Raw genomic sequence first — 12,337 nt, 5'->3', positions numbered from 1 at the left:
CGAGATCCTAGCGCTCCCACCTATCTTCGTTGTCCTCCAGCTTGCGCACCACACGTCCCGGTGAGCCCAAGACCAGCGAGTTATCCGGGATATCCTTAGTCACCAGCGTGCCCGCTCCCACGACGCAGTTCTTGCCGATTGTCACGCCCGGCAGCACAGTGACATTGGCACCAAACCACGTATTATCGCCGACGCTGATAGGTTTCGCAATCTCCCAACCTTCTGCTCGCATCTCATGGTCGTTGACAGGATGCCCCACGGTAATAAGCGAGCAGTTCGGGCCGATCATGACGTGATTTCCGAGGGTTACAGGCGCCTGCGCCAGGATCGTCGCGCCAAAGTTGATGAAGACGCCCTTTCCGATGGTCACATTGCAGCCATACTCCAAGTTGAGCGGGACGTGCAGCCCGGGAACCTCGGACTCGGGCGAAAGCAGCTCTCGCAAGATCTCCTTCGCGCGCTCTGGGTTGGTGTTGTGCAGCTCATTGAGCTCCTTGACCAGCAGGAAGCCGCGGCGATGTTCGGCGCTGACCTCCTCGTTGACACCGGGCATGAACCACTGCCCGCTGGTCATGCGCTCAAAGGATCCTTCGTCTGGGTGATGCATGTCAGCCATCCTATTCCCTCGTCTTAGTCTCGAGTCAGAACATCGAGAGCGGCACGGTGAAGGAAAACCTTGGAGCGGCCTTGTTGGATTTCTTCGAGGATTCCTAAATCTACGAGATGTGCCAGCCACGCGCTGGCAGTTTGGCGTTTGACGAAGCCCATCTCTACCACGTCAGTAATGCGTACATAGGGCTTGATAAGAATGAGCTCGGCCATCTCGAGCGGATGGTTAATCACGCCCGCAGAACGTATTCGTTGCGCAGTGTTTTCCTGGATAGCCCGAAGCTGGGTAATCATTGAGGAGGCGTCGGCAGCCGCTGCGTGAACGCCGCGGATCATAAAGAGAAGCCAGTCTTGCCATGCTCCCTTGGCTGTAACAGCGTTGAGATAGCGATAGTAGTCTGCTTTGTTGTCGACGATATACCCGGACAGGTATAAAACCGGCAGCTCAAGAAGATCTTCTTGAATGAGGTAGAGGACGTTAAGGATTCGTCCAGTGCGCCCATTGCCATCGTAGAAAGGATGGATTGCTTCAAATTGATAGTGAAGCAGTGCCATCTTTACGAGGGAATCAACGTCGTGGCTGCAATATATATAGTCCTCCCACGCTGCGAGATGGCCCTCGATAATCTCCTTTCCTTCAGGTGGGGTGTAGAGCCGCTCCTTCGTTACAGGGTTACCGATAAATGTGCCCGGAAGTGAACGCACCTCGGCCTGAGTATCTAGAAGGGTGCTGCATACGATTTTTGCCGTCTTCTCGGATAGAGGTCGCTGCGATAGCGAGGAAAGTCCAGCGTGGAGCGCGGCGTTATAGCGAAGAGCCTCCTTGGTGGCAGGAGTCGGCTCAGCATCGACGTGCCACGCCGCACGGAAGAGCTCGTCATTAGTGGTGACGATGTTCTCAATCTCGGAGGAAGCACGAGCCTCACGCAGTGGAATCGTTGAGGTGATGATCTCCGGGTTGAGAATGAGCTGGCAGGCCGTACGCAGTTCAGCCAGTTTTTCCTTAGCATCGATGATGGCCTTAAGCACGGGAACGGTTTCCACCACTTCTGCTGGTGGGAGGGGCGGAAGCCCATTGTAGGGGGTGTCCGGGCTATAGGTTGGCATGGTAAAAGAATAGACATGTTGAGCGGATATGTCGTTTTTTTCTAGAATTTTCGACATATCTGGGTGACTTGTCGATTGCGTCGACATATCGGCGTACCCTCAGACGTTGACGCGTTAACAAATTAAGAAAGGTACTTTAATGGCGAAAATCGGCATCATCCTCGGCTCTACCCGCGACGACCGCGCCGGGCTGGCCATCGCCCAGTGGGTCACCGACCTCGCTCAGGGCCGCGACGTGGACTACGAGCTCATTGACCTCAAGGCTTTCGATGTCCCGATCCTCACCACCTCTGTCATTCCTATGGCGGCAAACAAAAACTACGAGGACCCGAATGTGCAGGCCTGGTCCGATGCTATCGATTCCTGCGATGCCTTTATCTTCGTCACCCCGGAGTACAACCACTCCGTGCCGGGCGCGTTCAAGAACGCCGTTGATTCCCTCGGTGCCGAGTGGGTGGCCAAGCCGATTGCTTACGTGGGCTACAGCTTCAGCGGCGGCATCCGCGCGGTAGAGGCGTGGCGCCTTATCATGGCGAACTTCTCCATGCCGCAGCTGCGCACTCAGTTGGATATCTCGCTAAATACCGACATGAAGGATGGCACCTTCACCCCGGCTGATTTCAAGAGTGGAATCGTCGAAAACATCTGCGCCGAGCTGGAAGAAGCCCTATCCTAGGGCGCATGGAAAAAGTGGCAGTCGTTACAGGAGCGTCTTCGGGGATTGGGGAGGCGTCGGCAAGAGCGTTGGCGGCTGACGGCTGGCGTGTCGTCGTCGGCGCGCGGCGCGTCGAGCGCCTTGAGGCCCTCGCGAATGACATCGGCGGCGAGGCATATGCCCTCGACGTAACCTCGGACGAGTCCGTGGCCGAGTTCGTTTCCCACCTCGACCGCATTGACCTCTTGGTCAACAACGCCGGTGGCGCTAAGGGCCTGGAGCCCCTCGTGGACACCACCATCGAGGATTGGCAGTGGATGTATGACGTCAACGTCCTTGGCACCGTTCGGATGATCCAGGCTCTCATGCCGAAGCTGCGGGGCGGGCTCATTATCAACATGGGATCCGTGGCCGGGTGGAACGTCTACGAGGGCGGTTCCGGTTACAATGCCGCCAAGCATGGCGTCCGCGTGATTTCTCGTGCACTGCGTATTGAAGAGCACGGCGTTCGCGTTACCGAACTTGACCCGGGCCGTGTAGCCACGGAGGAGTTTTCCCTCAATCGTTTTCGGGGTGACGCCAAACGTGCTGCACAAGTTTATGACGGCGAGCTCAACCTCACCGCAGAAGACATCGCTGAGGCAGTGCGTTGGGTGGCGTCCCTGCCGGAGCACGTCAACATTGACACCATGACTATTAAGCCGCGCACGCAAAGCTAATTTACCTGTTTCGCTGCAGGTGAGACGCCTCTTATAGTGGCATGTGTTAGTGAAAACGCATGTGAGTATGGGGGTGTTAGGTGGCTTTCAGCGCCATAGTGGCCTTGATGGGTGTGTGGTTCGCGGCGATGGCTTCGCCGGGGCCAGATGTGGTTCAGATTATTCGTTTGGGTGCGCGTTCCACGCGTGCAGCGGTGTGGGCCGCAATAGGTAGCACGACTGGCTTGATGATATGGACCGTTGCTTCGCTGGCGGGGCTTACCGCGCTGATTTCGGCCCATCCTGAAATCCTTGTGGCGCTGCAGATTGCCGGCGGTAGCTATCTGCTATGGATGGCATTTTCTGCAATAAGCAGCGGCATTAAAGAGCGTCGTGCTCCAGCAACCATGAATCCTCAACCGCGCGGGTTCACCCCGGACGGCATCATCAGACTCGGCACGGCGTACCGCATGGGCTTGGTCAGCGATCTTTCTAATCCCAAGGTGCTCATCTTCTTCGGCGCTATCTTCGCCAACTTCATCGATCCGGGCATGGGCTTGAGCGCGAATGCCACGGTTGGCTCTGTGTTGGTTATTGAAAGCCTCATTATTTTCGTCGGCGTAGCGTTGAGCACCCGTGCAGTGGCGAAGTGGATGGCAAAGAACTCCGCTGGGGTAGATATCTTCAGCGGAGTTGTGTTTGCCCTGCTTGGCGTTATCATTCTGGCAGAGGGAATTCTTGCGCTTTGAGCTGGGTATGCTGGTCAACATGCTAGAAGTCTCAATTAAGGGAGAATCCATTAAGCTCGGCCAGTTCCTCAAACTGGCCTCCTTGGTCGCCACCGGGGGAGAGGCCAAAGAACTCATCGAGCAGGGGCAGGTCACCGTCAATGGGGAAGTGACTAAGCAGCGCGGAGCAACGCTGGCGCTTGGCGACGTCATCTGCGTCTCCGACACTTGCGCCCGCGTCGTCGAAGACGACGACGATTATTTTGATGAGGCCACCGCCGATGATGACTTCGACCCGGAGAAGTGGAGGAACCTTTAATGCCCGCTTTTGAAGCTGAAGTAGGAATGCCCTACTGGATTACTCTGGCCAGTTCTGATGTGAAAGCCTCCGAGAAGTTTTACTCGGCCGTGCTGGGCTGGGAATTCGAAGATGGCATCGCCCGCCTTCAAGGTCTGCCGATCGCAGAAATTGTTCCGGGTCAAGACACCTGGGCTACCTATTTCCTCTCCCGCGACTTGGAAGCCGATTGCGCCCGAGTAGAACAACTCGGCGGAAAAATCCTCGCTTTAGGTGCCCCGCTGGCGCTCGTACTCGACAAGTCCGGTGCCATGTTTGGCTTGACGCAGCCGGAGCTCGACCGCTTCGTCGCCGGCGGTGAGCCTGGCACCCCGGTGTGGCACGAGCTGACGGTCTCGGAGGATTTTCACTCAGCGCTGGACTTTTATGGTGAGCTCTTCGATTGGGAAATCCGTGGTGATGAGCATTATGCGGTTGCGGAGGAAGAAGGCGCTGCCTTCGCTGGGTTCTGGCATGCGGAAGGTTTGCCGAGTTTCTGGCAAACATACTTGGGTGTGCGGGACATCGAGCAAGCAGCGAAGGCTGTTGTGGAGAATGGCGGGCAGGTTATCCGCGAGCCCCACGATTCACCATTCGGCCGATTGTGCCTGATTGAGGATTCCACGGGTGCGACGCTTACCTTGTGCGAGGTCGAGGATGCCCCTGAAGAACCCGTCGAGCTCTAGGGTCACGGAAGTTGTGCTCCGCATTCCGCCTGGCAACGTCTCCACCTACGGAGAGATCGCCAAAGTCGTAGGGGTCGGCGCGCGCTATGTGGGCTGGGTGATGGCGAAAAGCGAAGATCTGCCCTGGTGGCGTGTGGTCAACAGTACTGGTCGCGCGCACACCTCCGCTGCCCAAGCCCATTGGGATGCCGAAGGCATTCCACACCGCGGCGACAGTGTGGTGCTCGCTGAATGCGGGCTGGATGCGGCGGACCTCAATTACCTCCTCTAAGCTGAGCGCCAATGTGGTTCGTCGTTTTAAGCGACGAACCTAGTTATCTAGAAGGGGATTTCTTCATCTCCCTTGCCATAAGCGGTCTTCTTATTTGTGTTTGCTTGCTGTTCTTGATCTAGCTCGGCTTTAAGCTCCTGAGCTTCCCGGTGCTTCCTAGCGCGGTAACCTTCAATATCTTGCGCAACGCTTCGCGCCCAGCGCTTGTTCTTTGGGGCTAGTGGCCCGGAAGGTTCCGTGATTGCCCAGGTTCCATCCTCAAAGAGCCAGACCACATCCCCGGTATCGGGGTCCAAAAAATAGAACGCCCGCCCATCGGTCTTCATGTTGTGGTGATGCTGGCACAACGCCACCATGTTGTCTGGATGCGTTGGCCCACCATCGGCGTAGTTAATACGGTGGTCTAACTGACACAGCCACGCCGGCATTCCGCAGCCAGCTGCACGGCATGTGCCATCGCGCCCTTCAACATATTTGCGAACCAACGTGGCTGGTCCGTAGCCATTAGTGGCTTCTGGCTTGGTGCTCAAGTCCCTTTTCGTTACGGCTTGTGCTGGGATTCTCTCTACCTGCCAGCCGTGCCCTTCTACATATACTGGCGCGTCTTCGACATCACTCGCTTGATAAGTGTGGAGCACTACTCGGGCAGCTTCTGGTTCTACCTTTCCAGTCGTTAAGAGGATAAGTGCTTCTGCCATAGACACCTCATGCTTTTCAGCAGCTGCCTTAATGGCCTCATGGATGATGATTCCAACGCTGCTATCCACCTCTAGTTCTATGGTGGCGCGTTGGTCGCGGGTGAGAATGGAATATCGATTCTTTGTGCGCTTATCCTCCACTGCGATGGAGTCATCATGGACCTTGACAAGGTCACGCATGCGGCGACGAATCTGCGACGTGGTGGGAAATACCTGATTTGGCTTCGTAGGCGTAAGCCAACGGGCCAACGCAGCGTCAATGGCGGCTACTACCTCAGTGGAAGGTTGGCCGAGTTTAGCCATGACCTGGTCGATGGCAATCAAAGCGGGTAAGTCCAGCAAAAAATCTGCATCTTGCAGGGCCTTGAGCTGGGGTAGCTCTTTCAGGCGGTAAATCCCCATGATTATGCGAGCAACCGCCCCGGCCGCCTTGCCGGTCTTTAGCCCAAGGCGCATGCACGCTGTATCTGAGTCCTCGTCCAAGGCGGGAAGGACGCTAGACCAAAACTCGTAGTCTGCTTGGCGTATGGCTTTACCTTTCATGCAGACCGGGTCGTTCGGATTGGAATGAGAGAAATAGAAAACAACGGCTTCTGTAGTGGAAGACAATTCAACCCCCTCTTTCGTTAGAGATATTGAGAAGGACCGAACCCCCACTGTCCGAATCCTGTTTCGAAAAATGAGTTTATTCTGTACCGTTTGGAAAGTCTATACCCTGGCGGAAAGTTGTGATTAGAGAGGTGCATGTGCCTACCGGTATTGCATTTACCCAGCCTTCCGCCGCTTTGAGCTTCGTTGGGAGGGGTTTGTTGGGTAAGAAGCTAATAAAATAAATGTTCGAACCCTAGCGTGGGGAAGTGTGCGCTGAATCCCTAGGGCAGCGACGTTTATGCCCCAATCAAACCTGTTGAAGCTGTGGCTTGAGTTAATCTATGAAAGTGCTTAAACTCCGCTCCCTTATTGCTGGTCTTGCGCTAGCGACCGTCGCTGCGCCCTCCGCCCAGGCCCTGACGTTTGATCCTGGAAAGGTTCCGCCACGCACTCAAATGACCGTGCGCTATGCCGACGGAAACTCGGTTTCCACCGGAAATGGTCACAAGTCTCGTCCTGCGCTATCCCTCGCGAAGCTGTACCTAGGAATGTGGGTCCTGAAATATGGCGCGCCGGAGGATAAAGCGCGGGTGGAAAACATGGTTCGCTTCTCTGAGGATGGCACCGCTAGCGACCTGGAGCGGAAGTACCCACAGGCCATACCTTCCATCATCGGGGAATACCGCTTGGGGGAGACCCATCACAACGACTACTGGGGCAATACCACGACGTCGACGGAGGATCTCGCTCGCTTTATTGGGGTGATATCTGGTGACCCAGTTGCTGCACCGCTCATGAAAGGTATGGCGACGGCAGCGCCTGTGGCATCCGACGGATATCGTCAGGACTTCGGCACCGCGCGGATTCCGGGCATTATCGGAACGAAATTTGGGTGGTCAGATGACCGGCAGGTGCATGCGAGCGCCTCTTTCGGTCCTGGGTATAGTGTGGCGGCAAATACCTACGGATCCCCCGCGGACCTCACCGCAGATGTGCTCGGCGCGGTGGAGGTACAGCCGCAAGCGCCGAGCTTGCCGACGCCCCCTCAGGACCTGCGCGATAGGACGTGTGCGGAGCTGAAGCGCGCTGTGCCTAGTTCATCGCACGTGTGCTGATTGGCCACGGGTTTAGCTAAGTTTTACCTTTGCGGAAACTGAGAAATTAATATATTCTCGGCTACCAAATAAGCGACTACTAACCCGAAAGGTATTTCCCTATGCGTAAGGCCCTGTCCATTACGGCCATTGCTGTTGTGGCTTTGACCGTTGCCCCGTCAGCTTCGGCGAAGAGCGACCAAACTCGTTCGCTCATTTCCCCTGCTACATGCGCCTCCATCACCAAGTTGGCAAACGAAGGAAAGCCGGTTCCGGATCCGTCGATTCTGCACGATGCTGATTCCGTTCCTTCCTACTTCAAGAGCGGCGTGCTTAAGTACAAGGTGGCGGATGACTTCCCGTACCGCGAACAGCTCGATGCCGCCGTAGCTGAGTGGAACGATGCTCTCGACGGTAAGGCTTCTCTGAAGGAAGTAGCGCCGTCCGAGGCCGATGATGACACCATCGCCATCATCTATAAGCCGGAGCCGAATGGCTACGTCCAGGGTACGGCCTACCCGGACCACGGGATGCTCTTCATCAAGGCGGCCACCGCTCAGTACCCAGAGGCGCTTCAGGGAACCATCGCTCACGAGCTCGGCCACATGATGGGAGCGGGCCACTCCTGCGCCCACGCCCTCATGGCCGGCGCAAACCAGAACCCCATTTCCTATCACGTAACTCCGCTTGACGCCGTGGCTGTCCTGCAGGGGCAGTTTGACTAATTCAGCGCAGGCTGGCTGAGCCGGGCGAGTGCGAGTAGGTATCGTCCGCCTTGGCTAGGCGGTGGGCGCGAAGCCCCAGGGTGATGACGATGGGGTAGAGGATGAGCGCGACCACGATGTACTGCGTGACCAGCTGCCACGTTTCATCCCACATGTAGTTCCACGCGAAGTGGAGACAGAAGGAAACAAAAAGCGCGCCCACGCCCACTCCGAGGCGCCACCACCACGTTTTGTGGGCGGCGTAAATGGCCCAGCCGATGCCAAAGCCTGCGATGGCCGTCAGTGACATGTGTAGGCCTGGGCCCGCCACAAGGCGGAGCCCCCACATCTGTAGCATGCCAATCCAATCAGACGTCGGGTGCATGACGGCGCCGAGAGAGGCGTAGAGGACGTTCTCAAAGACCTCGAAACCCCAGCCTACAAGCGCGCCGACGATGAAACCATGCCAAGGGCGGTTGAGCTGGCGGAAACTGAGTAACACAAAAACCACGCCCAGCGCCTTGGCGAACTCCTCCGGATAAGCTCCGGACCATGACATCATGGATTCCTCCCAGCCCACTCCTTTGGTGAGGGAGCTGAACGGAAGTGCTGATAGGAGCGCCAAAGACACCGCGGTGCCGGCTCCCCACAGCACGCTGGCTGTGGCCCATCCCTTGGCAGGTGATGCCCACATTGGGCTCAAGCGCCATAGATACAGCCCCAGCGCCAAGAAAGCAAAGCCGATCAGCAGGCTTATTAGGCCCGGCAGCGGGGCAACGAGGAAAGCACCAAACAGATTGATCAGAGCTGCGGGGAGGCAGATGCCAATGATGACCCACAGCGCCACGCGGAAGATCTTGCTCACTTGAAGGCCTCCATAAACTGATCGGCGATTTCTTCTGGGTTTCCGTCTGAAAAGACGAGCTCGTAGTTGAGATCGTCCTTGGCCACGCTAAAGGCAACGACCGGGATGTATGTATACGTTCGCAGTATGAGGATGCCGTCTTGGTTTTCTACTTCTTCTTTCGGCATCGACCCGAAGGTCGTGGCGCGCACAGCTCGGCGCAGGGCCAGCTCGTCATCGTCGACATCAGAGGTGAGGTAGGCCTCGACCAAGGTATCGCCGCAATCCCACGCCTGGTTGGCCACGGAATCGTAGTTCACGCTGCATGCGACGCCGTCGATAGGCTGACGCCACTCAGGATCATCGAGGACGACAGGCTCGGTTTCAGGATCGTGGTCCGGCAGCGCCAGGCTGAGGACGGCGGGCATGCCGAGCACGAGGAGGGTCACCCCAAGCACAGCGAAAAACGGCCCCGTCATCTTCGCTGGCGGGAAACGATAAGAAGTCATGCACACCACACTAATGGGTACATCTGACATAGAGTGAAGTGCATGAAGGATCTGTATCAGTTTGTTAATGGCCCCTGGATTGAGTCCCACGTTATTCCCGATGACCGCGGTGTTGACGGGACTTTTCACGCGCTTCGCGACGAAGCCGAGGAACTCGTCCATGACATCGTTAAGGAAGACGAAGGCCGTCCGGGGATCGTGTATTCCTCCCACATGGACGTTGAGGGAGTGAACGCTGCGGGAACGGCGCCTTTGGCTGAAGATTTGGACAAGCTGGTGGCGGCGGACCCGGAAGAGCTGGCGCACAACCTGGGCGTGCTGGAGCGCGAGGGCGTCGGCGCCCCGGTTACCTTCTGGGTAGAAAAGGACTCCGGTTCCGAGGAGGCAGTGGCCTATATTGTTCAGTCTGGCTTGGGTTTGCCGGATGAGGCTTATTACCGCGAGGAAGCCCACGCGGAGACGCTTGAGGCCTACGAGAAGCACGTCGCAGCGATGCTTGGATTCCTGGATCCGGCTCGCCTCTTCGGCTTGGGGGCGGAGGTTGCAGCTACCCGCATCGTGAATCTGGAAAAGGAAATTGCTGCAGGGCATTGGGATGTGGTGGCCTCCCGTGATGCGGTGAAGACGTATAACCCGGTGGACGTCGCCAAGCTGCCCAGCATCACCCGCGCCATCCTGAACGGTGGGGGACTGCCGGAGCACCGCGCGGTGGCCATGATGCCATCGTATTTTGAGCACCTGGAGGGGCTGTTTACCGCCGGCCGCATGGCGGATTGGCAGCTGTGGGCCACGTGGCACATTCTGCTGTCGCGCGCGCCGTACCTTACTGAGGAGATCGGTAGGAAGAATTTCGAGTTCTACGGAACCAAGCTTTCTGGCGCTACCGAGCAGCGTGACCGCTGGAAGCGCGCCGTGGGCCTGGCAGAGAACATGGTGGGCCAGGAGATTGGCAAGGTCTTCGTGGACAAGCACTTCCCGCCGTCCTCGAAGGCCGAGATGGATGAGCTGGTGGGGTACCTTACCTCCGCATACCGCGAGAGGATTTCGCAGCTGGAGTGGATGACCCCGGCCACTCGTGAGCGCGCGCTGGAGAAGCTCTCGCAGTTCAAGGCCAAGATCGGTTATCCAGATACTTGGCGTGACTACTCCGACCTGGAGTTTTCACCCAAGGGTGCGGACCTAGTGGCCAATGTGCGGGCAGGCAGCGCGTGGAGCCACGATTATGAGCTGGCCAAGATTGGTAAGCCGGCCGACCGCGACGAGTGGTTCGCAACCCCGCAGACGGTCAATGCCTTCTACAACCCAGTAGTCAATGACATCACCTTCCCGGCGGCGATTCTGCGCCCGCCGTTCTACAACCCGGACGCGGACGCGGCGGAGAACTTCGGTGCCATCGGCGCGGTGATTGGCCACGAGATTGGGCATGGCTTTGATGATCAGGGCTCGCAGTATGACGGCCAGGGCAACCTCAACTCCTGGTGGACGGATGAGGACCGCGCGGCCTTCGAGAAGTTGACCGCGAAGCTGGTGGACCAGTTCCAGGGCCAGGTGCCGAAGGTGCTGGAGGGCACCGATTCCGCGGGCGTCAACGGCAGCTTCACCCTGGGGGAGAACATCGGTGACCTGGGTGGACTGGGGATTGCTGTGGTGGCCTACAAGAATTACTGCGCCGACAAGGGCCTGGACATCAACGGCCAGGTAGCGCCGTTTGAGGCCGAGGGTGCTGAGCCGGAATTGGCAGAGCACGAGTACACCGGTCTGCAGCGCTTCTTCCTGGCGTGGGCGCGCGTGTGGCGCACTGCTATTCGTCCGGAGATGGCCACGCAGTACCTGGCCATTGACCCGCACTCGCCGGCGGAGTTCCGCTGCAACATCATCGCCGAGAACATCGACGAATTCTACGAGGCTTTTGATGTCGAGGGTGGTCTTGTCCCAGAGGAGCGCGTCACCATCTGGTAGTACCCTTGGGGGCCATGAGTGAGTGGAATATCGGCGGCCAGGATCGCCAGCTAAGTCCAGAACAACAGCTCGAGCAGCTCTCCTCCTACATGGAGGTGCACTACCCGCTGCCGGATTTCCGCCCGCCGTGGGCCGGTGGAGGTTCGCCGGAGGCGGACCGCTACTGCGCGCTGCTGCCGGACCGTATCGTGCAGGCCTCCATGATGGTGCTGGGATCTGCGGTGGATCACTCGCTGCCCGGCACCGTTTTTACGGAAGGCGTGAGCGTTGAAGACTCTGAGGTTGGAGCGATTTTTAGGCCGTCTGAGCCGAATGGTCGCTGGGCGGTGTCGCTGCACTCCGGCGGCTGGTGGCGCGGTGACGGCAAGGCGCTAGAAATGCAATGGCGGCCCGAAGTTGCTGCCGCAGCGCAGTTGTCGGGCACGACGATCATTGATATCGATTACCCGTTGGCGCCGGAGCACACCGTGGCGGAAATGGTTCAGTCGGTTCAGGCGGCCGTCGACTATGCGCGCGACCATGGGGCCAACCGCGTGACGGTGTGGGGATATTCCTCCGGTGGGGCGCTCGCAGCGCTGGTGCCTGCCGACGCCCTCCTCCTCACCTTCCCCGACTTCGGCGCGCTGACCAAGCTCCCGGAGGAGATCCGCGGTGACTACGTCCTCGATGTTGAGAAGCTGCCGGAGCTGTATTCCGACATCTTGGTCCAGACCGCGGCGCAGGACGAGATTGCTGAGCGCGTGGAGATTCCCGGTGCACAGACCGCGGAGTACGTGTCTATGCACCGTATTTCCACCCCGGCCGTGGCGCGGCAGCGCATTAAAGATTCGGCCGAGTTTCTTTAATC

At 58.1% G+C, this 12,337-nt stretch carries 15 protein-coding genes; 10 read left to right on the top strand and 5 right to left on the bottom strand.

What is annotated here, in order from left to right:
* Nucleotides 1–7 precede the first annotated feature (7 nt).
* Nucleotides 8–607 carry a sugar O-acetyltransferase gene (locus HMPREF2792_RS10600; protein WP_230307917.1) on the bottom strand — a complete coding sequence of 200 codons (600 nt, stop codon included), beginning with the start codon at nt 605–607 and terminating at the stop codon, nt 8–10.
* Between the two features lie 23 nt (nt 608–630).
* Complete coding sequence (locus HMPREF2792_RS10595; RefSeq protein ID WP_070533474.1) at nt 631–1,773, bottom strand: Fic family protein; 1,143 nt, start codon at nt 1,771–1,773, stop codon at nt 631–633.
* A gap of 82 nt (nt 1,774–1,855) precedes the next feature.
* Here HMPREF2792_RS10595 and HMPREF2792_RS10590 point away from each other — a divergent pair, with 82 nt between their 5' ends.
* The 6 genes from HMPREF2792_RS10590 (at nt 1,856) to HMPREF2792_RS10565 (ending at nt 5,091) form a co-directional block, all read left to right on the top strand.
* Nucleotides 1,856–2,392, top strand: a complete 537-nt coding sequence (locus HMPREF2792_RS10590; protein WP_070520320.1) for an NADPH-dependent FMN reductase — start codon at nt 1,856–1,858, stop codon at nt 2,390–2,392.
* A 5-nt stretch (nt 2,393–2,397) separates the two neighbouring features.
* Nucleotides 2,398–3,090 (top strand): SDR family oxidoreductase, encoded by a 693-nt coding sequence (locus tag HMPREF2792_RS10585; RefSeq protein ID WP_070533472.1) that lies wholly within the window; start codon nt 2,398–2,400, stop codon nt 3,088–3,090.
* 107 nt (nt 3,091–3,197) lie between these two features.
* Nucleotides 3,198–3,818: a LysE family translocator gene (locus tag HMPREF2792_RS10580; RefSeq protein ID WP_070624719.1), complete on the top strand. Its 621-nt coding sequence runs from the start codon at nt 3,198–3,200 to the stop codon at nt 3,816–3,818.
* Nucleotides 3,819–3,837: 19 nt separating this feature from the next.
* A complete protein-coding gene (locus tag HMPREF2792_RS10575) occupies nt 3,838–4,116 on the top strand; it encodes an RNA-binding S4 domain-containing protein (protein ID WP_046648682.1) in 279 nt (92 codons plus the stop codon).
* The gene (locus HMPREF2792_RS10570) at nt 4,116–4,820 is read left to right on the top strand and encodes a VOC family protein (RefSeq protein ID WP_070533468.1); all 705 of its coding nucleotides are present in this window, start codon (nt 4,116–4,118) and stop codon (nt 4,818–4,820) included. Before HMPREF2792_RS10575 ends, HMPREF2792_RS10570 begins: the two co-directional genes overlap by 1 nt.
* 13 nt (nt 4,821–4,833) lie before the next feature.
* The gene (locus tag HMPREF2792_RS10565) at nt 4,834–5,091 is read left to right on the top strand and encodes an MGMT family protein (protein ID WP_232748534.1); all 258 of its coding nucleotides are present in this window, start codon (nt 4,834–4,836) and stop codon (nt 5,089–5,091) included.
* Nucleotides 5,092–5,138: 47 nt separating this feature from the next.
* Here the strand turns inward: HMPREF2792_RS10565 and HMPREF2792_RS10560 are convergent, their stop codons facing one another.
* A complete protein-coding gene (locus tag HMPREF2792_RS10560) occupies nt 5,139–6,398 on the bottom strand; it encodes an HNH endonuclease signature motif containing protein (protein ID WP_070533531.1) in 1,260 nt (419 codons plus the stop codon).
* A 323-nt stretch (nt 6,399–6,721) separates the two neighbouring features.
* On the opposite strand from HMPREF2792_RS10560, the gene HMPREF2792_RS10555 reads away from it, so the two are divergent.
* Complete coding sequence (locus tag HMPREF2792_RS10555) at nt 6,722–7,495, top strand: hypothetical protein (protein ID WP_070533464.1); 774 nt, start codon at nt 6,722–6,724, stop codon at nt 7,493–7,495.
* 101 nt (nt 7,496–7,596) lie between these two features.
* Nucleotides 7,597–8,199, top strand: a complete 603-nt coding sequence (locus tag HMPREF2792_RS10550) for a zinc metalloprotease (protein WP_070533462.1) — start codon at nt 7,597–7,599, stop codon at nt 8,197–8,199.
* A 1-nt stretch (nt 8,200) separates the two neighbouring features.
* Here HMPREF2792_RS10550 and HMPREF2792_RS10545 read toward each other — a convergent pair whose 3' ends face one another.
* The gene (locus tag HMPREF2792_RS10545; RefSeq protein ID WP_070533460.1) at nt 8,201–9,043 is read right to left on the bottom strand and encodes a PrsW family intramembrane metalloprotease; all 843 of its coding nucleotides are present in this window, start codon (nt 9,041–9,043) and stop codon (nt 8,201–8,203) included.
* Entirely contained in the window at nt 9,040–9,531 is a 492-nt protein-coding gene (locus HMPREF2792_RS10540; protein ID WP_070533458.1) for a hypothetical protein, read from the bottom strand. The genes HMPREF2792_RS10545 and HMPREF2792_RS10540 overlap by 4 nt, the downstream gene beginning before the upstream one ends.
* A gap of 42 nt (nt 9,532–9,573) precedes the next feature.
* On the opposite strand from HMPREF2792_RS10540, the gene HMPREF2792_RS10535 reads away from it, so the two are divergent.
* Entirely contained in the window at nt 9,574–11,490 is a 1,917-nt protein-coding gene (locus tag HMPREF2792_RS10535) for a M13 family metallopeptidase (protein WP_070533457.1), read from the top strand.
* A 14-nt stretch (nt 11,491–11,504) separates the two neighbouring features.
* Entirely contained in the window at nt 11,505–12,335 is an 831-nt protein-coding gene (locus tag HMPREF2792_RS10530) for an alpha/beta hydrolase (protein WP_070533455.1), read from the top strand.
* Nucleotides 12,336–12,337: the final 2 nt, after the last annotated feature.

The sequence above is a fragment of the Corynebacterium sp. HMSC068H04 genome (assembly GCF_001811255.1).
GTDB classification, from domain to species: Bacteria; Actinomycetota; Actinomycetes; order Mycobacteriales; family Mycobacteriaceae; genus Corynebacterium; species Corynebacterium hesseae.
Note: the sequence above shows the minus strand (reverse complement) of the source record. Positions and strands in the feature narration are given on the sequence as shown.

Coding starts and splice junctions, on each gene's coding strand:
- HMPREF2792_RS10550 (WP_070533462.1), top strand. CDS start 7,597: ATGCGTAAGGCCCTGTCCATTACGGCCATTGCTGTTGTGGCTTTGACC.
- HMPREF2792_RS10595 (WP_070533474.1), bottom strand. CDS start 1,773: ATGTCGAAAATTCTAGAAAAAAACGACATATCCGCTCAACATGTCTAT.
- HMPREF2792_RS10535 (WP_070533457.1), top strand. CDS start 9,574: ATGAAGGATCTGTATCAGTTTGTTAATGGCCCCTGGATTGAGTCCCAC.
- HMPREF2792_RS10585 (WP_070533472.1), top strand. CDS start 2,398: ATGGAAAAAGTGGCAGTCGTTACAGGAGCGTCTTCGGGGATTGGGGAG.
- HMPREF2792_RS10580 (WP_070624719.1), top strand. CDS start 3,198: ATGGGTGTGTGGTTCGCGGCGATGGCTTCGCCGGGGCCAGATGTGGTT.
- HMPREF2792_RS10570 (WP_070533468.1), top strand. CDS start 4,116: ATGCCCGCTTTTGAAGCTGAAGTAGGAATGCCCTACTGGATTACTCTG.
- HMPREF2792_RS10600 (WP_230307917.1), bottom strand. CDS start 607: ATGCATCACCCAGACGAAGGATCCTTTGAGCGCATGACCAGCGGGCAG.
- HMPREF2792_RS10555 (WP_070533464.1), top strand. CDS start 6,722: ATGAAAGTGCTTAAACTCCGCTCCCTTATTGCTGGTCTTGCGCTAGCG.
- HMPREF2792_RS10590 (WP_070520320.1), top strand. CDS start 1,856: ATGGCGAAAATCGGCATCATCCTCGGCTCTACCCGCGACGACCGCGCC.
- HMPREF2792_RS10540 (WP_070533458.1), bottom strand. CDS start 9,531: ATGACTTCTTATCGTTTCCCGCCAGCGAAGATGACGGGGCCGTTTTTC.
- HMPREF2792_RS10530 (WP_070533455.1), top strand. CDS start 11,505: ATGAGTGAGTGGAATATCGGCGGCCAGGATCGCCAGCTAAGTCCAGAA.
- HMPREF2792_RS10575 (WP_046648682.1), top strand. CDS start 3,838: ATGCTAGAAGTCTCAATTAAGGGAGAATCCATTAAGCTCGGCCAGTTC.